The organism is Rhizobium sp. X9 (assembly GCF_018873185.1).
Taxonomy (GTDB): Bacteria; Pseudomonadota; Alphaproteobacteria; order Rhizobiales; family Rhizobiaceae; genus Agrobacterium; species Agrobacterium oryzihabitans.
Map to the genome: position 1 here is coordinate 645,067 of NZ_CP071312.1, position 23,480 is coordinate 668,546.

Annotated in this window: 22 protein-coding genes; 15 read left to right on the forward strand and 7 right to left on the reverse strand. The window is 61.0% G+C overall.

The features are described from left to right. Positions 1–102: 102 nt before the first annotated feature. From JZY08_RS17885 to JZY08_RS17915, 7 genes are all read left to right on the forward strand, one after another. Positions 103–930: an alpha/beta hydrolase gene (locus tag JZY08_RS17885; RefSeq protein ID WP_216332940.1), complete on the forward strand. Its 828-nt coding sequence runs from the start codon at positions 103–105 to the stop codon at positions 928–930. A 26-nt stretch (positions 931–956) separates the two neighbouring features. Continuing rightward, a complete protein-coding gene (locus tag JZY08_RS17890) occupies positions 957–1,748 on the forward strand; it encodes an SDR family oxidoreductase (protein WP_216332942.1) in 792 nt (263 codons plus the stop codon). 13 nt (positions 1,749–1,761) lie between these two features. Then, positions 1,762–2,247 carry a hypothetical protein gene (locus JZY08_RS17895; protein ID WP_216332943.1) on the forward strand — a complete coding sequence of 162 codons (486 nt, stop codon included), beginning with the start codon at positions 1,762–1,764 and terminating at the stop codon, positions 2,245–2,247. A gap of 183 nt (positions 2,248–2,430) precedes the next feature. Next, positions 2,431–3,726: a bifunctional sulfur transferase/dioxygenase Blh gene (blh, locus tag JZY08_RS17900; protein ID WP_216332944.1), complete on the forward strand. Its 1,296-nt coding sequence runs from the start codon at positions 2,431–2,433 to the stop codon at positions 3,724–3,726. Continuing rightward, the gene (gene bigR, locus JZY08_RS17905; protein ID WP_137039018.1) at positions 3,720–4,073 is read left to right on the forward strand and encodes a sulfite-sensing transcriptional repressor BigR; all 354 of its coding nucleotides are present in this window, start codon (positions 3,720–3,722) and stop codon (positions 4,071–4,073) included. The genes blh and bigR overlap by 7 nt, the downstream gene beginning before the upstream one ends. Then, positions 4,070–4,477: a YeeE/YedE family protein gene (locus JZY08_RS17910; protein ID WP_216332945.1), complete on the forward strand. Its 408-nt coding sequence runs from the start codon at positions 4,070–4,072 to the stop codon at positions 4,475–4,477. The genes bigR and JZY08_RS17910 overlap by 4 nt, the downstream gene beginning before the upstream one ends. Then, on the forward strand, positions 4,474–4,911 hold the full coding sequence (locus tag JZY08_RS17915) for a YeeE/YedE family protein (RefSeq protein ID WP_137039020.1): 438 nt from the start codon (positions 4,474–4,476) through the stop codon (positions 4,909–4,911). Before JZY08_RS17910 ends, JZY08_RS17915 begins: the two co-directional genes overlap by 4 nt. Positions 4,912–4,979: 68 nt before the next feature. Here the strand turns inward: JZY08_RS17915 and gpmI are convergent, their stop codons facing one another. The 6 genes from gpmI to JZY08_RS17945 all read right to left on the reverse strand — a co-directional run bounded on the left by gpmI (position 4,980) and on the right by JZY08_RS17945 (position 12,674). Next, a complete protein-coding gene (gene gpmI, locus JZY08_RS17920) occupies positions 4,980–6,497 on the reverse strand; it encodes a 2,3-bisphosphoglycerate-independent phosphoglycerate mutase (protein WP_216332946.1) in 1,518 nt (505 codons plus the stop codon). 373 nt (positions 6,498–6,870) lie between these two features. Then, positions 6,871–8,118, reverse strand: coding sequence for a dihydrolipoamide acetyltransferase family protein (locus JZY08_RS17925; RefSeq protein WP_216332947.1), 1,248 nt, complete (start codon positions 8,116–8,118; stop codon positions 6,871–6,873). A 2-nt stretch (positions 8,119–8,120) separates the two neighbouring features. Beyond that, positions 8,121–9,134, reverse strand: a complete 1,014-nt coding sequence (locus tag JZY08_RS17930; RefSeq protein ID WP_137039023.1) for an alpha-ketoacid dehydrogenase subunit beta — start codon at positions 9,132–9,134, stop codon at positions 8,121–8,123. A gap of 1 nt (position 9,135) precedes the next feature. Then, positions 9,136–10,374 carry a 3-methyl-2-oxobutanoate dehydrogenase (2-methylpropanoyl-transferring) subunit alpha gene (locus JZY08_RS17935; RefSeq protein WP_253204135.1) on the reverse strand — a complete coding sequence of 413 codons (1,239 nt, stop codon included), beginning with the start codon at positions 10,372–10,374 and terminating at the stop codon, positions 9,136–9,138. Between the two features lie 44 nt (positions 10,375–10,418). Further along, the gene (locus JZY08_RS17940) at positions 10,419–11,546 is read right to left on the reverse strand and encodes an acyl-CoA dehydrogenase family protein (RefSeq protein ID WP_216332948.1); all 1,128 of its coding nucleotides are present in this window, start codon (positions 11,544–11,546) and stop codon (positions 10,419–10,421) included. A gap of 12 nt (positions 11,547–11,558) precedes the next feature. Further along, positions 11,559–12,674 carry an acetyl-CoA C-acyltransferase gene (locus tag JZY08_RS17945; RefSeq protein ID WP_253204167.1) on the reverse strand — a complete coding sequence of 372 codons (1,116 nt, stop codon included), beginning with the start codon at positions 12,672–12,674 and terminating at the stop codon, positions 11,559–11,561. 307 nt (positions 12,675–12,981) lie between these two features. Between JZY08_RS17945 and JZY08_RS17950 the strand changes: the two genes are divergently transcribed. From JZY08_RS17950 to panB, 8 genes are all read left to right on the forward strand, one after another. Then, positions 12,982–13,455 carry an Lrp/AsnC family transcriptional regulator gene (locus JZY08_RS17950; RefSeq protein WP_003500312.1) on the forward strand — a complete coding sequence of 158 codons (474 nt, stop codon included), beginning with the start codon at positions 12,982–12,984 and terminating at the stop codon, positions 13,453–13,455. Positions 13,456–13,536: 81 nt separating this feature from the next. Then, entirely contained in the window at positions 13,537–14,709 is a 1,173-nt protein-coding gene (locus JZY08_RS17955) for an isovaleryl-CoA dehydrogenase (RefSeq protein WP_216332950.1), read from the forward strand. 8 nt (positions 14,710–14,717) lie between these two features. Then, a complete protein-coding gene (locus JZY08_RS17960; RefSeq protein ID WP_216332951.1) occupies positions 14,718–16,319 on the forward strand; it encodes a carboxyl transferase domain-containing protein in 1,602 nt (533 codons plus the stop codon). A 7-nt stretch (positions 16,320–16,326) separates the two neighbouring features. Further along, a complete protein-coding gene (locus JZY08_RS17965; protein WP_216332952.1) occupies positions 16,327–18,312 on the forward strand; it encodes an acetyl/propionyl/methylcrotonyl-CoA carboxylase subunit alpha in 1,986 nt (661 codons plus the stop codon). A gap of 1 nt (position 18,313) precedes the next feature. Beyond that, entirely contained in the window at positions 18,314–19,240 is a 927-nt protein-coding gene (locus JZY08_RS17970; protein ID WP_216332953.1) for a hydroxymethylglutaryl-CoA lyase, read from the forward strand. Next, positions 19,230–20,006: an enoyl-CoA hydratase-related protein gene (locus tag JZY08_RS17975; RefSeq protein ID WP_216332954.1), complete on the forward strand. Its 777-nt coding sequence runs from the start codon at positions 19,230–19,232 to the stop codon at positions 20,004–20,006. Before JZY08_RS17970 ends, JZY08_RS17975 begins: the two co-directional genes overlap by 11 nt. Before the next feature lie 118 nt (positions 20,007–20,124). Continuing rightward, positions 20,125–21,003: a pantoate--beta-alanine ligase gene (gene panC / locus JZY08_RS17980; protein WP_216332955.1), complete on the forward strand. Its 879-nt coding sequence runs from the start codon at positions 20,125–20,127 to the stop codon at positions 21,001–21,003. Continuing rightward, on the forward strand, positions 21,000–21,836 hold the full coding sequence (gene panB, locus JZY08_RS17985) for a 3-methyl-2-oxobutanoate hydroxymethyltransferase (RefSeq protein ID WP_216332956.1): 837 nt from the start codon (positions 21,000–21,002) through the stop codon (positions 21,834–21,836). Before panC ends, panB begins: the two co-directional genes overlap by 4 nt. Before the next feature lie 198 nt (positions 21,837–22,034). Here the strand turns inward: panB and rhaI are convergent, their stop codons facing one another. Continuing rightward, positions 22,035–23,327, reverse strand: a complete 1,293-nt coding sequence (gene rhaI, locus JZY08_RS17990; protein ID WP_216332958.1) for an L-rhamnose catabolism isomerase — start codon at positions 23,325–23,327, stop codon at positions 22,035–22,037. Positions 23,328–23,480 lie beyond the last annotated feature (153 nt).

The window sequence follows — 23,480 nt, forward strand, 5'->3', positions numbered from 1 at the left end:
CGGCTCGTTTTCTGTCAGAAGCGCCAATCCAGCCCCGCTATCTCCAGAGTATCTCTATTCCCACGGGACGCAAGCAAACCACCCGCAACAGGAGAGAGAGCCATGACAACGATCACCACCAGAGACGGAACGCATATTTTCTACAAGGACTGGGGCCCGAAAGACGGCCAGCCGATTATCTTCTCCCATGGCTGGCCGCTCAGCGCCGATGCCTGGGATGCGCAGATGGTGTTCTTCGCTAACAACGGTTTCCGCACCATCGCCCATGATCGCCGCAGCCACGGTCGCTCCGATCAGGTCTGGCACAACAATACCATGGATCAATATGCCGACGACCTGGCCGAGTTGATCGAACAGCTCGATCTTCACGACATCATTCTGGTCGGCCATTCCACCGGCGGCGGCGAGGTCACCCGCTATATCGGCCGCCACGGCACGGCCCGCGTCGCGAAAATCGCCCTCATCGGCGCGGTTCCGCCGCTGATGCTGAAGACGGAAAACAATGCCATCGGTCTCCCGATCGATGTTTTCGACGGTATCCGTAAGGGCACCTATGACAATCGCAGCCAGTTCTTCACGGACCTGACCATTCCCTTTTACGGCTACAACCGCGAAGGCGCCGAGATATCCGAAGGCATCCGCGAGGAATTCTGGCGGCAGGGCATGATGGGCGGCCTGAAAGGTCAGCTCGACAGCATTCGCGCCTTTTCGGAAAGCGATTTCCATCAGGACCTGAAGGCCTTCGACAAACCGACGCTGGTTCTGCATGGCGATGACGACCAGATCGTGCCGATCGGCGCTTCCGCGCTTTCCACGGTCAAAATCGTCAAACATGCGGTTCTCAAAATCTATGAGGGCGCCGACCATGGCCTGACTCAGACCCATCAGGACCGGTTCAACGCCGACCTTCTCGCCTTCATCAACACCTGAAACCACCAGATACAGGAGACACGGACATGACACGGAATACATTTCTCATCACCGGCGCATCCGATGGCATTGGCGCGGTCTATGCCGAACGTCTGGCAAAACGCGGCCATGATCTCATTCTCGTGGCAAGGCGTGCCGAAAAGCTGAAGGCTCTGGCAGCACAGCTGGAAAAGGATCATCACATCGCAGTCGAGGTTCTCTCCGCCGATCTTTCCAGGGCGGAAGACCTCGAAAAGGTAGAGGTACGGCTGCGTGAGGACCGGCAGATTACCGGCCTCGTCAACAATGCCGGCATTGCCGGTGAAGGCGCGATAACGGCGCTGGAGCCGGCCTATGTGACGACGATGATCAACCTCAACATTCTCGCCGTCACCCGGCTTGCGGCGGCCATCGCACCGCGCCTTGCCGCCGATGGAAAGGGCACGATCATCAACATCACCTCGGTCACGGCGCTGATGCCTGAGGCCTTTACCGCCGTCTATCCGGCGACCAAGGCCTTCGTGCTCGCCTTCACCGAAGCGATGCATGCGCAGCTTTCGCCTTCCGGTGTGCGGGTTCAGGGCGTCCTGCCCGGCATCACCCGCACGGCGATCTGGGAAGAGGAACGGCTGGACGCCATTCCGGCCGCCATGGTCATGGATGTTTACGAGATGGTGGATGCGGCCCTGGCCGGTCTGGATCTCGGCGAGGTTCTGACCATTCCTTCCCTGCCTGATACGGCCGATCTTGAAAATTTCCTTGCCGCCCGCGCGGCATTGAGGCCCAATCTGTCGCATGCACTTGCCGCCAGCCGGTATCGTGCAACTCAAACCGAATAGAGGGAGACGCATCATGATCCTCGGACTGACCATTCCCCAATTCACTGCATTGCACGTTGCCTTAAGCTTCATCGGCATCGCAACCGGACTGATCGCCCTGCCGGCTTATGCGGCGGGGCGGTGGATGCCGCGCATGATGGCGCTTTTTCTCGTCACGACGCTCGCCACCACGCTCACCGGCTTTCTGTTTCCGATCGGCAACTTCACGCCTGCACTCGGCGTCGGCATCATTTCGACCGCCATTCTGGCGATCGCGCTGGTGGCGCTCTATGGATACGGTCTCAATGGCAGGGCGCGCATCATTTATACGATCACCGCCACGATGGGCCTCTATCTGAACATGTTCGTGCTGATCGTTCAGGCGTTCCTCAAAGTCGAAACGCTGAACGCCCTGGCGCCGAACGGCAACGAGCCACCGTTTCTCGTCGCCCAGACGGTTCTGTTCATCGCGGCGATCTGTCTCGGCTGGAAGGCGACACGCCGCAGGCTCGTCGCCTGAGACCAGCCGCCACGCAAACCGGCTTCAGGCAAACCGGCTTCAGGCAAACACACCCCATGCCCGCACAGCGTCGGGCATGGGGTGTGTTTTCCGATAGGCATTTCCGATGAAATGCGCCTCTTGCGGCCATTCAATATACATTATACAATAACGTATATTAAGTTAGAACAACAGGAGATGCCGATGAACGCCGTCAGGATCAACGAACGTCTGACAGTCGCAGGCCAGCCGGAGATCACCGACTTTCCATCGCTCTCCGCTCAAGGATACAAAACCATCATCAATGCCCGACCGGATGGCGAAGAGCCCGGCCAGCCGGGCAATGCGCATGAACGAAGCGCCGCCGGCGCGGCGGGTCTGGCCTATAGTTTCATTCCGGTCAGCGGCCCGACAATGACAGAGGCCGATATTCGTGCTTTCCAACAGACGATGGCCGAAGCCAAGGGCCCGATATTCGCCCATTGCAAGGGCGGCACCCGTGCACTCACGCTCTACGTTCTCGGCGAAACGCTGGACGGGCGCATGGAGCCATCCGAGATCGGCGCTTTCGGCAAGGAACATGGCTTCGACCTTTCCGGCGCCGTTCGCTGGCTGGAGCGGCGGGCTGTGGCAAAGCCGCATGTGAAGGCTTTCTTCGATCCGCGTACATCGAGCGTACAATATATCGTTTCGGATCCTTCGACCGGACGCTGCGCCATCATCGATCCCGTCTATGACTTCGACGAAAAATCCGGCGCGACCGGAACGATGAATGCCGAAGCCATTCTGGACTATGTGAAAGAACAGAACCTGACGGTGGAGTGGATTCTCGATACGCATCCCCATGCCGACCATTTTTCCGCCGCCCACTATCTCAGCCAAAAAACCGGCGCGAAAACGGCTATCGGCGCCAGAATCAGCGGCGTACAGAAACTCTGGCAGGAGAAATACAACTGGCCCGACCTTGAGACCGATGGCTCGCAATGGGACCGGCTGTTTGAAGCGGAAGAGCGTTTCAGCATCGGTTCGCTTGAAGCGCGCGTGCTGTTTTCACCCGGGCACACGCTGGCCTCCGTTACTTATGTGGTGGGGGACGCCGCCTTCGTGCACGATACGCTGTTCATGCCCGATTCTGGCACGGCGCGGGCCGATTTTCCCGGCGGAAGCGCCAGAGAACTCTGGGCCTCCATCCAGAACATTCTCGCCCTCCCAGACGAAACGCGGCTTTTCACCGGCCATGATTACCAGCCCGGTGGCCGCGCCCCGAAATGGGAAAGCACGGTTGGCGAACAGAAGCGCAGCAATCCGCATCTGGCCGGCATGACGGCAGAAGGCTTCATCCAGCTGCGCGAGGCCCGGGATCGCACCCTGCCAATGCCGAAGCTCATTCTGCACGCCCTGCAGGTCAATATTCGCGGCGGCCGCCTGCCGGAGCCGGAGGCTGACGGCAAGCGTTATCTGAAATTCCCGCTCGATGTGCTGGAGGGCAGCACATGGTGAAGCAAAACACGCTGAAACAGCCTCTGCACATCACCGAAATCCCCCTTCCCGAAATGGAGGAACGTGCCGTCGAGGTTGCGATACTTTTGAAGACACTCGCCCATCCGGCGCGGCTGATGCTCGCCTGCACGCTGGCGCAGGGAGAGTTTTCCGTTGGCGAACTGGAGACCAAGCTGGACATTCGCCAACCGACGCTTTCCCAGCAGCTCGGAGTCTTGCGGGAAGCCGGCATCGTCGAGACCCGGCGTGACGCCAAACAAATCTTTTACCGGCTGACGGAGGAAAAGGCAGCGCAGCTGATCGAGGCTCTTTATGCGATTTTCTGTGCGCCGGAGGAAAACCCGTGACGCCCTATTGGCCCTCCCTTTTCGGCGGCATGCTGCTTGGTCTTGCAAGCATCCTCCTGTTTCTCTTTAACGGCCGCATTGCCGGTATCAGCGGCATCATGGGCAATGTGCTTGGAAGAGAGCGGCATTTTACTGATCTGGCATTTGTTGCCGGCCTGCTGGCCGGGCCTTATCTTTATGCCACCGCATCCGGCCAATTTCCCGCCCTTACCATAACCACACCGTGGCCGCTGATCCTCGTTGCCGGTCTGCTGGTGGGTTTCGGCACACGCATGGGCTCCGGCTGCACTTCCGGCCACGGCATCATGGGGCTGGCGCGATTTTCCCGGCGCTCCATCGTCGCGACCGTAACGTTCCTGATCACCGGCATGCTCGCTGCGACGATAACGGGAGCCCTCTCATGAAAAATCCGGTCATTGCGCGTGTCGCGCTGGCACTCGCGGCAGGGGCGCTGTTCGGCTTCGGCCTTTCCCTCTCCGGCATGATCGATCCGGCCCGCGTGTCAGGTTTTCTAGACGTGGCGAGCGGCCATTGGGATCCGAGCCTGATGTTCGTTCTCGGCGGCGCGCTCCTGGTCGCGGTACCGGGCGTTCAGCTACGCCGTTTCCTTGCCAAACCCGTCCTCGGGGAAGATTTCAGCCTTCCCTCGAAAACGCGCATCGACAGGCCGCTGGTCGTGGGTTCGGCTATTTTTGGCACAGGCTGGGGGCTTGCGGGCTTTTGCCCCGGCCCTGCAATCTCGGCCTTTGCTCTGGGATTACTACCGGTCATGCTCTTCGTGGCGGCGATGATTACCGGCATGCTCATCCACGACCGCATCTACGCCAAACAGCGATAGGCCTCTTAATTCGATGCGCATGAAACGGCCTGCGCGGAAGCGAAAAACTCCCGCGCAGGCGCGCCCTATTACAGGTCGATCAGGCTCTTGCCCGTCATTTCCGCCGGCAACGGCACGTTCATCAGTTGCAGCAGGGTCGGAGCGACATCAGCGAGAATACCGTTATGCAGCTTTGCACCTTCCGGTCCGCCATACAGGATCACCGGCACCGGATTGGTTGTGTGCGCCGTGTGCGGGCCACCGGTCACCGGATCCACCATGGTTTCGCAATTGCCGTGGTCGGCAATCACCAGCATGGCGCCACCCACCTTGTCCAGTGCCGCAACGACGGCGGCAAGCCCACGATCCACGGCTTCACAGGCCTTGATTGCGGCCTGCAGATCACCGGTATGGCCCACCATGTCCGGATTGGCATAATTGGTGACGATGAGGTCGTAACCTTTGCCGATCGCCTCGACGAATTTCTCCGTCACTTCCGGCGCGCTCATTTCCGGCTGCAGGTCATAGGTCGCAACCTTCGGAGACTTGGGCATGAAGCGGTCTTCGCCCACTTCCGGCTCTTCCTTGCCGCCATTCAGGAAGAAGGTGACGTGCGGATATTTTTCCGTCTCGGCCAGCCGGAACTGCCGCAGGCCTTTCTTGGCCACCCAGGCGCCCAGCGTGTTGACGATATCGCGCTTGGGGTAAGCCGTCGTCATGAAGGCACTGTGGCGGGTGGAATATTCCACCATACCAAGCAAGGCCGAAAGCACGGGCTTTTCGCGCGCGAACCCGTCGAAATCATCCGCGCCGATGGCGAGCAGGATTTCGCGGGCGCGGTCGGCGCGGAAATTCAGGCAGAAGAGGCCATCACCGGCCTTGAACCCTTGATAGTCGCCGATCACCGTCGGCAGGATGAATTCATCGGTGACGTTGTTTTTGTAGCTTGCGGCCACAGCGCTCACCGCGTCCGGCGCATGCTCGCCCTTGCCGAGAACCATGGCGTCATAGGCTTTTTCAACGCGTTCCCAGCGATTGTCGCGGTCCATCGCGTAATAACGGCCGATTACCGTGCCGATGCTGGCGCCTTCGGGCAGGCTCTGCGAAAAAGCGGTGACGAAACCTTCCGCCGATTGCGGCGCGACATCGCGTCCATCGGTGATGGCATGTACGACGACCTTCAGCCCCAGATCGGTCACCAGCTTCACCGCCGCCTGACCGTGGACGATGTGGCCATGAACGCCGCCGTCCGAGATGACACACATCAGGTGCGCCACGCCGCCTGCCGCCTTCACCTTGGCGGCGAAATCGAGCATCTCGGCATTCTGGAAAAAGCTGCCATCCTCGATTGCCAGATCGATCTGGCCGAGATCCATGGCGACGATGCGGCCCGCACCGATATTGGTGTGCCCGACTTCGGAATTGCCCATCTGGCCGCTCGGCAGGCCGACATTCGGGCCGAAGGTGGTTAGCGTCGCATTCGGGCAGGTGGCAAAAAGCCGATCCATGGTGGGCGTGTTCGCCAGCACCGGCGCATTGCTGGATTTGTCCTCGCTTAGCCCCCAGCCATCGAGAATAGTCAGGACAACAGGTTTGGGAATGCTCATGAAAGGACCTTCTTCTTCATTCGGTTGCCGACGAACAGCGAAGCGCTGGGCACCGGAGCGCCCCCGTCCGCCACTATGATCATGATGAGAAAACACGGCTTCTCGTTCTTTCTCTTCTATACCCGAAGATCGCGAACGCAAGCCTATACCGACACCGAAACAGTTCCGTGAAGGTCGAAAACGACCCCCTCAAAAACGACGATCATTTGCTCGATGCTCGCTCCCCCTCATTCCTCTGCTCGTCGAAGGAATCCAGCCGACACGCATCTGCGTGGCGGGAAGAGTCGTTTCAGCCCAAAGACTTGGGCTGACTGGATTCCTGTGACGAGCACAGGAATGAGGGGGGTGTGATGGATCGGTCGCGAGTCGCCTTTCAATCGATGAAGATCAGCGCCGGCTTTTCCAGCAGCGCCTTGAGGGCCTGGATGAAGACGGCGGCATCCCAGCCGTCGACAACCCGGTGATCGAAGCTGGAGGAAAGGTTCATCATCTTGCGCGGCACGAAACGGCTGCCATCCCAGACCGGCCTCGTCATGATCTTGTTGACGCCGATGATCGCCACCTCGGGATGGTTGATGATGGGCGTTGACACGACACCGCCCAATGCGCCGAGCGAACTGATAGTGATGGTGGAGCCCGTCAGCTCGTCGCGCTGCGCCGTGCCGGTGCGGGCCGCCTCGGCAACGCGGGCCACTTCCTCTGCGCATTCCCAAAGGCCGAGCGCTTCCGTGTGGCGAACGACCGGTACCGTCAATCCCGCCGGCGTCTGCGTGGCGATGCCGATATGAACCGCTTCATAATGGCTGACGACCCCTTTTTCGTCATCGAAGGTTGCATTCATGCCGGGATGATCCGCGACCGTTTTCACAAGCCCGCGCATGAGGAACGGCAGGATCGTCAGCTTCGGCTGTCCGGAACGTCGGTTGGCGTTCATGGTGGTTCGCAAATCCTCCAGATCGGTCACGTCGATTTCCTCGACATAGGTGATGTGGGGAATACGGGAGACGGACAGCGTCATCTTTTCGGCGATCCTGCGCCTCAGCCCCGTCACCTTCACCTCTTCTACGGCGCTATCGCGCGGCGCCCTCGGCACCACGGGACGTTCAGGCTGAGACCTTGCGGTGAGAAACGTATCGAGATCGGCGTGGGTGATGTGCCCGTCCGGCCCCGTTCCCCGCACCTGTGCGAGATCGATATCGAGATCGTCGGCGCGCTGGCGCACGGCAGGGGACGCCAGAGGTTTATGGTGTTCGACCTCCGGAGACGGCGGTGCATCGTCGATTTCACGGGCCGGCTGGATTTCAGCTGCTGGCGGCTCTTCCGTCATGTCGGATTGCGCTTCCGGTTCCGCCACATCCCCGGCCGGAGCGGCAGCAGCCACATCGGTTTCGATACGCACAAGCGGCGCCTTCACCGCCACCGTGTCCCCCACTTCCGCCGCCAGCCATGTGACGATGCCAGCAACCGGTGAGGGGATTTCGACAGTCGCCTTGTCGGTCATCACGGCAGCCAGCACCATGTCCTCATGCACGGGATCACCGGGCTTGATGTTCCATTCCACCAGTTCGGCTTCCGCCACACCTTCACCGACATCGGGCATAGTGAGAACAAATTCCGCCATCTTCAGGCCTCCATGACTTCGACGAGGGCGCGCCCGACACGGGCAGGTCCCGGAAAATAGTCCCATTCCTGCGCATGGGGGTAAGGCGTATCCCAACCGGCAACGCGGACGACGGGAGCCTCGAGATGATAAAAGCAATGTTCCTGCACCAGCGACACGACTTCCGCGCCAAAGCCGGAAGTGAGCGTCGCCTCATGCACCATGACACAGCGGCCGGTCTTGGAAACGGACTTCACGATGGTGTCGAGGTCAAGCGGCAGCAGGCTGCGAAGATCAATGATCTCGGCATCCACACCGGTCTCTTCCGCCGCCGCCAGCGCCACATGCACCATGGTGCCGTAGGTGATGACGGTGACATCCTGCCCGGCGCGGCGGATTTCCGCCTTGCCGATCGGAATGGTGTAGTGGCCTTCCGGCACCTCGCCCATGTCATGCTTCGACCAGGGCGTTACCGGTCGGTCGTGATGGCCGTCGAAAGGACCGTTGTAAAGTCGCTTCGGCTCCAGGAACATCACCGGATCCGGGTCTTCGATCGACGCGATCAGCAGCCCCTTGGCATCGTAAGGGTTGGAGGGGACCACCACCTTCAGCCCGCAGACATGGGTAAAAAGCGCCTCGGGGCTCTGGCTATGGGTCTGCCCGCCGAAAATGCCGCCACCAGTGGGCATTCTGAGAACGATGGGGCAGGTGAAATCGCCATTGGAGCGATAGCGAATGCGGGCCGCTTCCTGGGTGATCTGGTCGTAGGCGGGATACATGTAATCGGCGAACTGGATTTCGACACAGGGGCGCAAGCCATAAGCGGCCATGCCGATGGCGGTGCCGACAATGCCGGATTCGCTGATGGGCGCGTCGAAACAGCGCGTCTTGCCATATTTTCCCTGCAGCCCCTGCGTGGCGCGGAAGACCCCGCCGAAATAACCCACGTCCTCGCCGAACACCACCACATCGTCGTTGCGCTCCATGGATACATCCATGGCGCTGCGGACGGCTTCGATCATCGTCATTCTCGTCATGTCAGTACCCGGCTTTCTGGCGTTGACGGACGAGATGCGGCGGCATCTCGGCATATACGCCCTCGAAAATATCCTTGGTCGGCGGCTTGCCGCCCGCATGCAGCGTGCCGTGGCTTTCCGCCTCGCGCTGCGCCTCGATCACCTCATCGGCGATTTCCGCTTCCGCCTGCCGGTGCCGCTCCTCGGACCAGAAACCACGCAGGATGAGGTGCTTCTTCAGTCTCAAAACCGGGTCGCCCAGCGGCCAGGCCTCGGATTCGGTCTTGGGACGATAGGCGCTCGGATCGTCGGAGGTGGAATGTGCGCCGACGCGGTAGGTCACATATTCGATCAGCGTCGGGCCGAGATTGCGGCGTGCGCGCTCCACCGCCCATCGCGCCACGGCATAGACGGCGAGATAATCATTGCCGTCGACCCGAAGTGCGGGAATGCCGAAACCAAGTCCACGCGCCGCAAAGGTGCCGGAACCGCCGCGCGCAATGCCCTGAAAAGTGGAAATGGCCCATTGGTTGTTGACGATGTTGAGGATCACCGGCGCCTTGTAGGTGGAGGCAAAGACGAGCGCGGAATGGAAATCCGATTCCGCCGTCGAGCCGTCGCCGATCCAGGCGGCCGCGATTTTCGTATCGCCCTTGATGGCCGAGGCCATCGCCCATCCGACCGCCTGCACATATTGCGTGGCAAGGTTGCCGGACACGGTGAAGAAGCCGTGCTCCTTCGAGGAATGGAGAACCGGCATTTGCCGCCCATGCAGCGGGTCCAGCTCGTTGGAATAGATCTGGTTCATCATGGTGACGAGCGGATAGTCGTCGGCGATCAAGAGACCCGCCTGCCGGTAAGTCGGGAAATTCATGTCGCCTTTGGAAAGCGCCTTGCGGAAGGCGCAGCTGACCGCCTCCTCGCCCAGATGCTGCATGTAAAAGGAGGTTTTGCCCTGCCGTTGCGCCATCAGCATGCGGGCATCGAAAGCGCGAAGCCGCATCATGTTTCTAAGGCCCACCAGCAATTCCTCGTCCGAGAGCAGCCCTGCCCATGGCCCGACGGCCTCGCCCTGGTGGTTGAGGACGCGAATGATGGAATAGGCGAGATCGCGCATGCTTTCGGGCGCGGCATCCACCTCCGGGCGCGGCACGGAGCCGGCATTGGGTATTTTCACATTGGAGAAATCCGGCTGGTCGCCGGGCCGCACCGCGGGCTCCGGCACATGCAGGCTGAGATGCGTGGTTTCGGTAATATCCATTCTACTCCTCCCATCGCCATCTCCTCCAGACGACGAAACAATTTTCAGAGGTTTCGCGCGATGACCATGCGCTGGACATCGCTGGTTCCCTCGTAAATCTGGCAGATGCGCACATCGCGATAGATCCGCTCCACCGGATAATCCGCCATGTAACCGTAACCGCCGTGAATCTGGATGGCGTCCGAGCAGACGCGCTCGGCCATTTCGGACGCGAAGAGTTTTGCCATCGAGGCTTCAGAAAGGCAGGGCTCACCCGCTTCCTTCAGCGCCGCTGCATGCAGCACCAGCTGCCGCGCCGCCTCAATGCGCGTCGCCATGTCCGCGAGGCGAAACGCCACCGCCTGATGCTCGATGATTGCCTGTCCGAAGGCCTTGCGCTCCCGGGCATAATCCCGCGCCGCCTCGAAGGCGGCCTGCGCCATGCCGACGGCCTGCGCGGCAATGCCGATGCGTCCGCCTTCCAGATTGGCGAGCGCGATGCGATAACCCTGCCCCTCTTCGCCCAGCCGCATTTCTGCCGGGACCGCCATGTCGGTGAAAGCGATCTGGCAGGTATCGGACGAATGCAGGCCGAGTTTTTCCTCGACCCTGATTACCTCGTAACCCGGCGTATCGGTCGGCACGATGAAGGCCGTGATGCCCTTCTTGCCCGCTGCCGCATCGGTGACGGCAAAAACGATGACGACATCGCCATTTTTGCCTGATGTTATGAACTGTTTCGCGCCATCCAGAATGTATCGGTCGCCGTCTCGCCGGGCGCGTGTTTTCAGATTAGAGGCGTCAGACCCGGCCTGCGGTTCGGTCAAGGCAAAGCCGCCGATCCACTCGCCGGAAGACAATTTCGGCAGGAAGCGCTGTTTCTGGTCTTCGGTCCCGAATTTGAGGATAGGCACGCAACCGACCGAATTGTGAACGCTCATGATGGTGGAACAGGCGCCGTCACCGGCGGCGATCTCCTCCAGCGCCAGGGCATAGGCCACGGCACCGGTTTCCGACCCGCCATAATCCTCAGAGACCAGCATGCCGAGAAAGCCGAGTTCACCCATTTCTTTCAGCTCGTCTTTCGGAAACCGGCTTTCCCGGTCGCGCGCGCCAGCACCGGGGGCGAGCCGCTCACGGGCAAAATCGCGGGCCATGTCCCTGATCTGCTGTTGGGCGTCATTCAGGATCATCACCGCCTCCCTTCAGTGCCGCTCGACAGCAAGCGCCGTCGCTTCGCCGCCGCCGATGCAGACGGCGGCCACGCCGCGCTTCAGCCCATGACGCTGTAAGGCCGCAAGCAAGGTGACGACGATCCGCGCGCCTGAAGCCCCGATGGGATGGCCGAGTGCGCAGGCGCCGCCATGCACATTCACCTTCTCATGCGGCAGATCCAGATCGCGCATCGCCGCCATCGCCACAACCGCGAAAGCCTCGTTGATTTCGAACAGATCGACATCCTTTGCCGACCAGCCGGTTTTTTCGAACAGCTTTTTCATCGCGCCGATGGGAGCCGTGGGATATCCGGCGGGTGCATCCGCATAGGAGGCCTGACCGATAATGGTTGCCAGCGGTGAAAGACCCCGCCTTTCTGCTTCGGAGCGACGCATGAGAACAAGAGCGGCCGCACCGTCGGAGATAGAACTGGAATTCGCCGCCGTCACCGTTCCGCCGTCACGAAATGCGGGCTTCAGCTGCGGTATTTTTTCCGGCCGCGCCTTGCCTGGCTGCTCGTCCACGGCAATATCGCCGACGGACGCTATCTCCGCTTCGAACGCACCTTCCGCTATGGCGCGACGAGCGCGCTCCAGTGAGGCAAGCGCAAAGTCATCCTGCATGGCGCGGGTAAATTGGTAGTCTTGCGCGCAATCTTCCGCGAAAGTCCCCATCAGCCTGCCCTTTTCATAGGCGTCTTCGAGACCGTCGAGAAACATGTGGTCGGTGAGCTTGCCGTGGCCGAGACGATAGCCATTGCGGGCGCGATCCAGCAGATAGGGCGCGTTGCTCATGCTTTCCATACCGCCCGCAAGCACGATGGAAGAGCTTCCCGCGGCAAGCTGGTCATGCGCCAGCATGATCGCCTTCATGCCTGAGCCGCACATCTTGTTGATGGTCGTCGCGCCAACCGAGTTGGGAATGCCGGCGGCAATGGCCGCCTGTCTCGCCGGAGCCTGCCCCTGCCCGGCCGAGAGCACGCAGCCCATCAGCACATCGTCAATATCAGCGGGTGAAATTACGGCCCGTTCGACGGCCGCGCGGATCGCCGCCGCACCGAGATCGGGCGCGGCCACCGATTTGAATTCGCCTTGGAACCCACCCATAGCAGTACGGGCGGCCCCGACGATAACGACAGGGTCATGCACAGCCAAATTCACCTCCCTTGGCCATCCTCCCACCGAGAGAACGACCGTCATCGCAATCTCCTCCAGACTGCGACAAGAGCATCGGACCGAAAAGTGTGCCGCGCTTTTCGGATAATCCGATGCCAAGCAAAACCTAGAGCGGCCCATCGTTCTAGGTGAACGCTATCACTATCTCGAATTCATTTCAAAGCTATTTTGATTGACAGTTTTTTGATTGACGATATCTTTGATCCAACAATTAGTCATATCATAGAGCAAATGATCCATGATTGAGCTCGACAGTTTCGACCAGAAGATTCTTCATGTGCTCGGCGATGACGGGCGGGTGAGCTGGCGCGATCTGGCGGCCCGGATCGGCCTCTCCTTCACGCCGACGCTGCGCCGCGTGCGCAAGCTGGAAGAGGAAGGCATCATTCGCGGTTATACCGCCGTGTTCGATGAGAACCGGCTGCTCGGCAATATGGGCGTCTTCATTTCCGTCACGCTGGAACGGCAGATCAAGGAAGCGCTGACGACCTTCGAGCACCATGTCGCTTCCATTCCGGAAGTGGTGGGCGGCTACCAGACGAGCGGCAGTTCCGATTATCTCATTCATGCCATGGTGCGGGATCTACCGCATTATCAGCAGCTTCTGGATTTCCTGACCACGGTTCCCGGCGTGTCGCGCATCCAGTCCAATTTCGCCATCAAGACATTCGTGCGCCGTTCCGCCGCCTTCACCGGGGGTGACGCGCCATAAATGAGGGTTGCCAGCACGGAGGAGGTGCTGGCCGCTGATGAGAGGGACGGAGACAAACGGCCGTCCGGAGGAGGAGACGCGATGAGTTTGAACCTCGCCGCCATTTTCGACGCCGATCTCGGCCCGGAAATCGCAGCATTGCGCGACAGCGCAAGTGCATTCGCCGACGATGAAATAGCGCCACTCGCCGCCGAAATCGATCGCGACGACCGGTTTCCGCGCAAGCTCTGGCCGCAGATGGGCGAACTCGGCCTGCACGGCATCACCGTTTCGGAAGAGTACGGCGGTGCTGACATGGGCTATCTCGCCCATTGCGTGGCAATGGAGGAGATAAGCCGGGCATCGGCTTCCATCGGCCTTTCCTATGGCGCCCATTCCAACCTGTGCATCAACCAGATTCACCGCTGGGGAACGCAAGAGCAAAAACGCAGATATCTACCGAAGCTCGTTTCCGGCGAATATGTCGGTTCGCTCGCCATGAGCGAGACGGAAGCCGGATCGGATGTTGTCTCGATGAAGCTGAAGGCGGAACGCAAGGGTGACGTTTATGTGTTGAACGGCACGAAGATGTGGATCACCAACGGCCACGAGGCGGATACGCTGGTTGTCTATGCCAAGACGGATATGTCTGCCGGCCCACGCGGCATCACGGCCTTCCTGATCGAAAAAGGCTTCAAGGGTTTTCGCCCCGCGCAGAAACTCGACAAGCTCGGCATGCGCGGCTCGCCAACCTCGGAGCTGGTGTTTGAGGATTGCGAGGTGCCGGAGGAGAACATTCTCGGGCGCTTGAACGACGGCGTGACGGTGCTGATGAGCGGGCTGGATTACGAGCGCGCCGTGTTGGCCGCCGGCCCTGTTGGCATCATGCAGGCAGCTATCGATCTGGTGTTGCCCTATGCGCGTGAGCGCAAGCAATTCGGCAAGCCGATTGGCGAATTCCAGCTGGTGCAGGGAAAGCTTGCCGATATCTATTCGGCCATGAATGCGTCGCGCGCCTATGTCTATGCCGTGGCGCGGGCCTGCGACAACGGCCGCATCACACGACAGGATGCGGCGGGCGCGATCCTCTTTGCCGCCGAGCGCGCTACGCAGGTGGCGCTGGATGCGATCCAGCTTCTCGGTGGTTCCGGTTATGTCAATGAAAGCCCGGCCGGGCGACTGCTCAGGGATGCCAAGCTTTATGAAATCGGCGCAGGCACCAGCGAAATCCGCCGGATGCTGATCGGCCGCGAACTGGTCAAAGGCAACGGGTGAGGAACGCGATGAAGCTTACATCCAGTCTGAACCGCGACCCCACCTTTTCCGACAACGCCACCTTCATGTCGGGGCTGGTGGATGACCTGCGGCAGCACGTCGAAAAAATTTCTAGGGGCGGCGGCGACAAGGCACGCGAACGGCATCTCTCACGCGGCAAGTTGCTCGCGCGGGACCGGATCGAGGCGCTTCTCGATCCCGGCAGCCCATTTCTCGAATTTTCGCAATTCGCAGCTTATGAGGTCTATGACGAACCCGTTCCCGCCGCCGGCATCGTCACCGGCATCGGCCGGGTCTCGGGTCGTGAGTGCGTCATCGTCGCCAATGATGCGACGGTAAAAGGCGGCACCTATTATCCACTGACCGTCAAGAAACACCTGCGCGCGCAGGAAATCGCCACGGAGAATCGCCTGCCCTGCATCTATCTGGTGGATTCCGGTGGTGCCAACCTGCCCAATCAGGACGAGGTGTTTCCCGACCGCGATCATTTCGGCCGCATCTTCTACAATCAGGCCAATATGTCGGCGGAAGGCATCGCCCAGATTGCCGTGGTGATGGGCAGCTGCACGGCGGGCGGGGCCTATGTGCCTGCCATGAGCGACCAGTCCGTGATCGTCAAAAATCAGGGCACGATCTTCCTCGGCGGCCCGCCGCTGGTTAAGGCCGCGACCGGCGAGGTGGTGAGCGCGGAAGAACTTGGCGGCGCGGATGTACATTCTCGACAGTCCGGCGTTACCGATCACTACGCTCATGACGACCGCCACGCGCTGTCGCTGACCCGGCGGATCGTTTCCACCCTCAACCGCCGCAAACAGGTGGAGCTGGATATCCGCCCGCCAACGGAGCCGCTTTATCCGCCGGAAGAACTTTACGGCATCGTGCCCGCCGATACGCGCAAGCCTTTCGAGGTGCGCGAGATCATCGCGCGTCTGGTGGATGGTTCCGAATTCGATGAGTTCAAGGCGCTTTACGGCACGACGCTGGTCTGCGGCTTTGCCCATATCCACGGTTATCCCGTCGGCATCATCGCCAATAACGGCATTCTGTTTTCGGAATCGGCGCTGAAAGGCGCGCATTTCATCGAGCTCTGCTGCCAGCGCGGCATTCCCCTGGTTTTCCTGCAAAATATTACCGGCTTCATGGTCGGCAAAGCCTATGAGGCGGGCGGCATCGCCAAGGATGGCGCAAAGCTCGTGACCGCCGTCGCATCGGCTAAAGTGCCGAAATTCACCGTCATCATCGGCGGCTCCTTCGGCGCCGGCAATTACGGCATGTGCGGCCGCGCCTATTCGCCGCGCTTTTTGTGGATGTGGCCGAATGCCCGCATTTCCGTAATGGGCGGCGAACAGGCGGCATCCGTTCTGGCGCAAATCCGGCGGGACGGCATCGAGGCCGATGGCCGCCACTGGTCCAAGGAAGGGGAAGAGGCGTTCAAACAGCCGATCCGGGAAAAATACGAGCGGGAGGGACATCCCTATTACGCCAGCGCGAGACTTTGGGACGATGGCATCATCGATCCGAAGGACACCCGCCTCGTACTTGGTCTTGGACTGTCGGCCGCGTTGAACGCGCCGATTGAAACCACCCGTTTCGGCATATTCAGGATGTGAGGCGACCATGTTCTCAAAAATACTGATCGCCAATCGCGGCGAAATCGCCTGCCGGATCATCCGCACCGCCGCCAGGATGGGCATCCGCACCGTCGCGGTCTATTCGGACGCCGACCGCGACGCCATGCATGTGGCGCTGGCCGACGAGGCCATTGGCATCGGCCCTGCGCCGGCGCGCTCGTCCTATCTCGACGCGGAAAAGATCATTGCCGCCGCGCACGCGAGCGGCGCAGAGGCCATTCATCCGGGTTACGGCTTCCTCTCTGAAAACGCCGGTTTCGCCGAAGCCTGCGCTTCCGCAGGTCTCGTTTTCATCGGCCCGACGCCCGATGCCATCCGCGCCATGGGCGGAAAAAGCGAGGCGAAGGCGCTGATGGCGCAAGCGGGCGTTCCCGTCGTTCCGGGCTATCATGGTGAGGACCAGGCGGAGGAGCGGCTTGCCGACGAAGCCAAAGGCATAGGCTATCCGGTGCTGATCAAGGCCTCGGCCGGCGGCGGCGGCAAGGGCATGCGCATCGTGCGCAAGAAACGCGAATTCGCAGCCGAACTTACCGGCGCCAAACGCGAAGCGCTTGCCGCCTTCGGCAACGACCGCATGCTGATCGAAAAATATCTGGAACGGCCGCGTCATGTGGAAGTGCAGGTCTTTGCCGATGGCCAAGGCAATTGTGTTTCGCTTTTCGAGCGCGATTGCTCCATCCAGCGCCGGCACCAGAAAGTCATAGAGGAGGCCCCGGCCCCCGGCCTGCCCGATACGCTCAGGCAACGCATGTATGACGCGGCGGTCGCCGCCGCCCGCGCCATTGATTATCGCGGCGCGGGAACGGTGGAATTCCTGCTCGACCCTTCCGGCGAGTTCTATTTCATGGAAATGAACACAAGGCTGCAGGTCGAACATCCGGTCACGGAATATATTACCGGGCTCGATCTGGTGGAATGGCAGATCCGTGTCGCGAACGGTGAAACCCTGCCGGAAGACTGGGGCAATCTGCGCATCAACGGCCATGCCATCGAAGCGCGGATTTACGCGGAAGACCCGGCGCATGATTTTCTGCCGTCAATCGGCACGATCGACCATCTCGTCTTTCCCGACGAAGGACCTCATCTCAGGATAGACAGCGGCATTCGCGCCTGCGACGCCATTACCGTGCATTACGACCCGATGATCGCCAAGCTGATCGTCTGGGATCACGATCGCCCCTCGGCCGTGCGGCGTCTGCGGCTTGCACTCGAAAAACTGGCGATCTGCGGCGTCACCAGCAATGCCGCCTTTCTGACGCGGCTTGCGGGACTGGATGCGTTTGCAGATGCCGATCTCGATACCGGCTTCATTTCCCGCAACGAGGCCACGCTTTTTGCCCCCGGAGCCACGGGGGACAACGAAATCGCTCTCGCCACGCTTGGCCTGCTCCTTTCAGGCCGAAACGGGCCTGGGCCACAGGCCGATCCCTATAGCCCGTGGAACAAGACGAACGCTTTCCGCCTCAACGCGCCGGCGCGGGAAACCCTGCGTTTTGCCCTCGATCAACAGCCGACCGAGGTCAACGTTACGCATGAGCCAGACGGTTTTTCGCTGGCAATCGGCACGCGGGCCATCCGCGCTCATGGCAGCATCTCACAAGACGGCACACTCAGTGCGACTATCGATGGCTGGCAAAAGCGGGGCCATTTCTTCGCCAGCGATAACGGCCCCGCACTGTTTCTGGATGGCGAGCAATATCGTGTCAGCCAGCCAGACCCCGTCGACATCGCTGATGCCGCCACCCATGCCGGTGGTCTGGAAGCGCCCATGCCCGGTGTCATCCGCGCCATACTGAGCGAGAACGGCGCGACCGTCTCCGCCGGTGAGGCGCTTGTGGTGATGGAGGCGATGAAAATGGAGCACACGATCCGCGCACCGGCAAAAGGTACTGTCAGCGCCATCAATTGCGCCGAAGGCGATATGGTCGAGGCCGGTGCGGTGCTGGTGGATTTCGAGCCGGAGGGCGCGTGACATGGCTTGGCCCCAAACCGTCAAGATCGTCGAGGTGGGTGCACGCGATGGCCTGCAAAACGAAAGTGGCGAGGTTTCCACCGCCATCAGAATCGAGTTGATCGAGCGGCTGGCGGCGGCGGGACTGACGGCGGTGGAGACGGGAGCTTTCGTTTCACCCAAAAAAGTTCCGCAGATGGCCGGTTCGAGGGATGTTTTGCAGGGCCTCAAACGCCGGCGCGGCACCACCTATCCGGCCCTCGTTCCCAATATGAAAGGTTTCGAGGCGGCCATCGAGACCGGCGTGACGGAGATCGCCGTTTTCGTGTCCGCCTCCGAAGGTTTCAGCCAGCACAATATCGCCTGCTCGCGCGCGGAAAGCCTCGAGCGACTGCGCGATGTCGCGGAGGCCGCCACCGACCGCGATGTCCGTATGCGCGGTTACGTCTCCTGCATCGCCGGTTGCCCCTATGACGGCGCGGTTGCGCCCGATGATGTGGCGGCGATGGCCGAGGCGCTAGTCGCTCTCGGCTGTTACGAAATTTCGCTCGGCGATACGATCGGCGTCGGCACGGCCGGCCAGATCCGCAAGCTCATCGAACATATTTCGACGCGAATCCCGCGCGAAAAACTCGCCATGCATTTCCACGACACCTATGGCCAGGGCGTCGCCAATGTGCTGGCCTCGCTTGAGGAAGGCATCTCCGTTTTCGACAGCTCCGTCGCCGGGCTGGGCGGTTGCCCCTTTGCGCCGGGCGCCAGCGGCAATGTCGCTACCGAAGACGTTGTCTATCTGCTGCACGGACTTGGTATTAAAACCGGCATCGACCTGATGGCGGTGGCGAGAACCGGGGACTGGATCAGCCGCCATCTCGGCAGGGCAAATGCAGCCCGCGCCGGCAAAGCGCTGCTTGCCGCAAAAAGGGAGGATGATGCGCATGGCGGATGAGCTGTTGAGCGAAAAGCGAAAAGACGTTCTGTGGCTCACGCTCAACCGACCGGACGTCCACAACGCCATGAACGCTGCGATGACGGACGCCTTGACGCATGCGATCCGGACGGCCTCCAGCGATGGCAGCCTTCGTGCCGTGGTCATAACGGCCGCGGGCGACCGCAGCTTCTGTTCTGGTGCAGACCTGAAGGAAAGCGCCGGCGGCATGTTCCGTTCGCGAGACGGAACAAACCCCATCGCCGATGTGATACGCGCCATCGAGACCTGCGGCAAGATCGTCATTGCCCGCATCAACGGGCGCGTGCTGGCGGGCGGACTCGGCCTTGTCGCCGCCTGTGATCTCGCTTATGCCGCCGATCAAACGCAATTCGGCCTGCCGGAAGTGCGGGTCGGGCTTTTCCCGGCCATGGTGGCGGCGACACTTCTGGCCAAAATACCGCTGAGCCGTCTGCACGAAATGGCTTATCTCGGGCAATCGATCACTGCCGCAGAAGCCGAACGCATTGGCCTTATCAACCGCACGGTGCCATCCGCCGAACTCGATGGCGTGATCGAGGAGGTCCTTTCCCGCTTGCGGCAGAACGCGCCGGGCGCAATCGCAGCCGGAAAGGCAGCGCTGCTGGCAATGCGCGACATGCCGGCCAGCGAGCGGCTCGCCTTTGCCGAAAGCGTCATCGCGAAGATCAGCAGCAGCGACGAGGCACGCGAAGGCAGAGACGCCTTCGCCGGGAAACACCCGCCGATCTGGGCTGACGGGTCCTGAACCACCGCTCAGGGTCTTAATCGATATAATGCCCGCAGCCGCGTTGACCCCGTTCGGCAAATCGAGTTCTATCCAGCACCTTTCGCCGGAGGGCGATCGGGGAGCCGGAGGAAAGCCCATGCGCCTTGTAAAAACCGTCGCCGAATTGCGCGGCCTGACCGCCACATTTCGCCGCGATGGCAAGACCGTCGGCTTCGTGCCGACCATGGGTTTTCTCCATATTGGTCATCTGACACTCGTTGCCAAAGCGAAGGCGGAAAACGACATCACGGTGGTCTCGATCTTCGTCAATCCGCTACAATTCGGTGCGAATGAAGACCTCGCCCGTTACCCCCGCGATCTCGCTCGCGACAGCGCATTGCTGAAAGAGGCAGGCGTCGATATTCTTTTCGCACCCGAGGTTACCGAGATGTATCCGCGCCCGATGCAGACGGTGGTGGATGTGCCAGAACTGGGGAGCCAGCTGGAAGGTGCGGTACGGCCTGGGCATTTCGCCGGTGTGACGACCGTCGTGACCAAGCTTTTTAATCTCGTGCAGCCGGATGCCGCCTATTTCGGCGAAAAGGACTACCAGCAGGTAACGCTGATCCGCCGCATGGTCGAAGATCTCGCCCAGCCGGTCCGCGTCGTCCCGGTCGCCACCGTGCGTGAGGCGGATGGGCTCGCCTGCTCCTCGCGCAATGTCTATCTGAGCCCTGAGGAACGCGCCGCCGCCGTGATCGTGCCGCACGCACTCGATGAGGCGCAGCGGCTGTATCATGACGGCTGCGACGACCCGGCCACTTTCGAAGCGGCAATAGAAAAATTCATCGCCGCCGAGACGCTGGCGTCGCCCGAAGTCGTGGCGGTGCGCGATCCGGATACGTTGGCTCCCGTCGCTTCGCTGCAGGCGGGGCCTGTGCTGGTGGCGCTGTTCGTGCGGGTGGGCAGCACCCGCCTTCTCGACAACCGCGTCATCGGACGTGATAAAACCGGCAAACAGGAGGCTGCATCATGAGCACGCACGGGAAACAAAAGCGGCTGACGACGGCCTCCATCCGGCAGATGAAAGGCGGTGCGCGCATCGTTTGCCTGACCGCTTATACAACGCCGATTGCCCGCCTGCTCGATCCGCATTGCGACCTGCTGCTGGTCGGCGATTCCCTCGGCATGGTGCTTTACGGCATGGACACGACGGTCGGCGTCACGCTGGATATGATGATCGCCCATGGCCGCGCGGTCATGCGCGGCGTCGACCACGCCTGCGTCATCGTCGATCTTCCCTTCGGCACCTATCAGGAATCGAAGGAGCAGGCGTTCCGCAACGCCGTGCGGCTGATGCAGGAGACCGGCTGTGATGGCGTGAAGCTGGAAGGCGGCGAGGAAATGGCCGAGACGATCGCCTTCCTCGTGGCGCGCGGTATTCCGGTCTTCGGCCATGTCGGGCTGATGCCGCAACTGGTCCACACCGCCGGTGGCTTCCGCTCTCTCGGGCATTCGGATGCCGAAACGCAGAAAATCTGGCGCGATGCGATTGCGGTTGATCAGGCAGGCGCCTTCGCCATCGTCGTGGAAGGCACCGTCGAGCCGCTTGCCCGCGAACTGACAGAAAAACTCGCCGCGCCTACGGTCGGCATCGGCGCATCGCCCGCCTGTGACGGGCAGGTGCTGGTTTCCGACGACATGCTCGGCCTCTTCACCGATTTCAAACCGAAATTCGTAAAGCGTTTCGCCGATCTGGGGGCGACCGTTTCTGAGGCAGCGGCAAGTTACGCCGATGAGGTGCGCTCCGGCGCGTTTCCGGGGCCGGAGCATACGTTTCAGGTTCGTCGACAAGCGCCTTCAGAGTGAGTGAGCCGTGCTGATGGAACAACGCCTCGCCAAAAACTCGACGTCATCCTCGGGCTTGACCCGAGGATCCATGGCGTGGGGTTGTGGATCCTCGGGTCAGGCCCGAGGATGACGGTGGAAAGGTTGAGGCGATGCTATCAGCTCTCAGCAGTATACTCGGCCTGACCACAGGCATTGCACATCCAGCAAAGCTAACGACTATACAATCCCGCCGCTGCCGCCCACCGAAGCCGGGCGTTCCGCCGCAACATGGCGGCGATGACCGCTCGCCCGGTAGGTCGCAATCGGATCAATCGCACCGCCCGCCAGTTGCCGCGCCCTGGCGAGAACCGGCTCGACATCCGTGCGATAGGCCCGTTTCAGCGTATCGGATGCCATCAGCGCATCATTGTCCTGCTGGTAACCGTCCAGAGCCGCACGATCGACCAGAAGCGCCTGCGCATAGGCGCGGCGAATTTCGTTGGCGCTGGAGATCAGGCTTTCGATCGGGTCCGTCACATTGTGCGACTGGTCGATCATATGGGCGGGATGGAACCCCTTCACGCCGCGATATTCGGCATCCACCAGCTCGTTGAAGACGAGGAACAGGCGGTAAGGCTCGATTGAGCCGGCATCCAGATCGTCATCGCCATATTTGCTGTCGTTGAAGTGGAAACCGCCAAGCTTGCCGAACTGGATGAGCCGGGCGACGATCATCTCGATATTGGTGTTCGGCGCATGGTGGCCGAGATCAACGAGGCAGAAGGCCTTTTCGCCGAGTGTATTGGCGATGAGGTAGTTGGTGCCCCAATCCTGCACGACGGTGGAATAGAAGGCCGGTTCGAACATCTTGTGTTCGGAAAAAATGCGCCAGTCATCCGGCAGCGCCTTGTAGATATCGGCCATGGCGGCGAGATAACGCTCGAAACTTCTGGTGAAGTTGCTTTGGCCCGGGAAGTTGGAACCATCGCCCACCCACACCGTCAGCGCCTTGGAACCGATGGCTTTACCGATCTCGATACATTCGATGTTGTGTTCGACAGCCTGCTGGCGCGTTGCGGCATCCGTGTGGCTAAGCGAACCGTATTTGTAGGAATGGCTCTGATCCGGCGCATCCGAGAAGGTGTTCGAATTCATGGCGTCGAAACCGAGACCGAGCGCGTCGGCGTGAGCCTTCAAGCGCTTCGGGTCCTGTTTGTCCCATGGAATATGCAGGGAAACATTCGGCGTCGCACGCGTCAGCTGGTTGATGACGGCGCAATCGTCCAGCTTGTCAAAAATGCCGCGCGGCTCACCCGCACCCGGAAAACGGGCAAAACGGGTGCCGCCGGTGCCTACGCCCCAGGATGGGACTGCGACGAAGAATTCCGCAACTTTGGCGGTGATGGCATCGATATCGATATTGCGGCGCGCAAGCTGGTTGCCCAGCGCGTCATAATCATCCTTCAGCGCGGCGGCGCACTTATCGTTTTCTGCCGCAATCACATCAACGGCGATTTTCGTCTCGGCCATCTCTTCCTCCCCGGAATCGGTCCAGTGCATGTTAGTTCATCCCGCTCACTTCCGTCATTCCGGCCTTGAGCCGGAATCCAGTCGACGCACGTCTGTGCGGCGGAGAGAGTCTTTTCAGCCCAAGGACTTGGGCTGGCTGGATTCCGGCACAAG

Bases quoted from the DNA above. Each gene is read 5' to 3' on its own strand.
- JZY08_RS17885 (WP_216332940.1), top strand. From the start codon at position 103: ATGACAACGATCACCACCAGAGACGGAACGCATATTTTCTACAAGGAC.
- JZY08_RS17890 (WP_216332942.1), top strand. From the start codon at position 957: ATGACACGGAATACATTTCTCATCACCGGCGCATCCGATGGCATTGGC.
- JZY08_RS17895 (WP_216332943.1), top strand. From the start codon at position 1,762: ATGATCCTCGGACTGACCATTCCCCAATTCACTGCATTGCACGTTGCC.
- blh (WP_216332944.1), top strand. From the start codon at position 2,431: ATGAACGCCGTCAGGATCAACGAACGTCTGACAGTCGCAGGCCAGCCG.
- bigR (WP_137039018.1), top strand. From the start codon at position 3,720: ATGGTGAAGCAAAACACGCTGAAACAGCCTCTGCACATCACCGAAATC.
- JZY08_RS17915 (WP_137039020.1), top strand. From the start codon at position 4,474: ATGAAAAATCCGGTCATTGCGCGTGTCGCGCTGGCACTCGCGGCAGGG.
- gpmI (WP_216332946.1), bottom strand. From the start codon at position 6,497: ATGAGCATTCCCAAACCTGTTGTCCTGACTATTCTCGATGGCTGGGGG.
- JZY08_RS17925 (WP_216332947.1), bottom strand. From the start codon at position 8,118: ATGGCGGAATTTGTTCTCACTATGCCCGATGTCGGTGAAGGTGTGGCG.
- JZY08_RS17930 (WP_137039023.1), bottom strand. From the start codon at position 9,134: ATGACGAGAATGACGATGATCGAAGCCGTCCGCAGCGCCATGGATGTA.
- JZY08_RS17935 (WP_253204135.1), bottom strand. From the start codon at position 10,374: ATGGATATTACCGAAACCACGCATCTCAGCCTGCATGTGCCGGAGCCC.
- JZY08_RS17940 (WP_216332948.1), bottom strand. From the start codon at position 11,546: ATGATCCTGAATGACGCCCAACAGCAGATCAGGGACATGGCCCGCGAT.
- JZY08_RS17945 (WP_253204167.1), bottom strand. From the start codon at position 12,674: ATGGGTGGGTTCCAAGGCGAATTCAAATCGGTGGCCGCGCCCGATCTC.
- JZY08_RS17950 (WP_003500312.1), top strand. From the start codon at position 12,982: ATGATTGAGCTCGACAGTTTCGACCAGAAGATTCTTCATGTGCTCGGC.
- JZY08_RS17955 (WP_216332950.1), top strand. From the start codon at position 13,537: ATGAGTTTGAACCTCGCCGCCATTTTCGACGCCGATCTCGGCCCGGAA.
- JZY08_RS17960 (WP_216332951.1), top strand. From the start codon at position 14,718: ATGAAGCTTACATCCAGTCTGAACCGCGACCCCACCTTTTCCGACAAC.
- JZY08_RS17965 (WP_216332952.1), top strand. From the start codon at position 16,327: ATGTTCTCAAAAATACTGATCGCCAATCGCGGCGAAATCGCCTGCCGG.
- JZY08_RS17970 (WP_216332953.1), top strand. From the start codon at position 18,314: ATGGCTTGGCCCCAAACCGTCAAGATCGTCGAGGTGGGTGCACGCGAT.
- JZY08_RS17975 (WP_216332954.1), top strand. From the start codon at position 19,230: ATGGCGGATGAGCTGTTGAGCGAAAAGCGAAAAGACGTTCTGTGGCTC.
- panC (WP_216332955.1), top strand. From the start codon at position 20,125: ATGCGCCTTGTAAAAACCGTCGCCGAATTGCGCGGCCTGACCGCCACA.
- panB (WP_216332956.1), top strand. From the start codon at position 21,000: ATGAGCACGCACGGGAAACAAAAGCGGCTGACGACGGCCTCCATCCGG.
- rhaI (WP_216332958.1), bottom strand. From the start codon at position 23,327: ATGGCCGAGACGAAAATCGCCGTTGATGTGATTGCGGCAGAAAACGAT.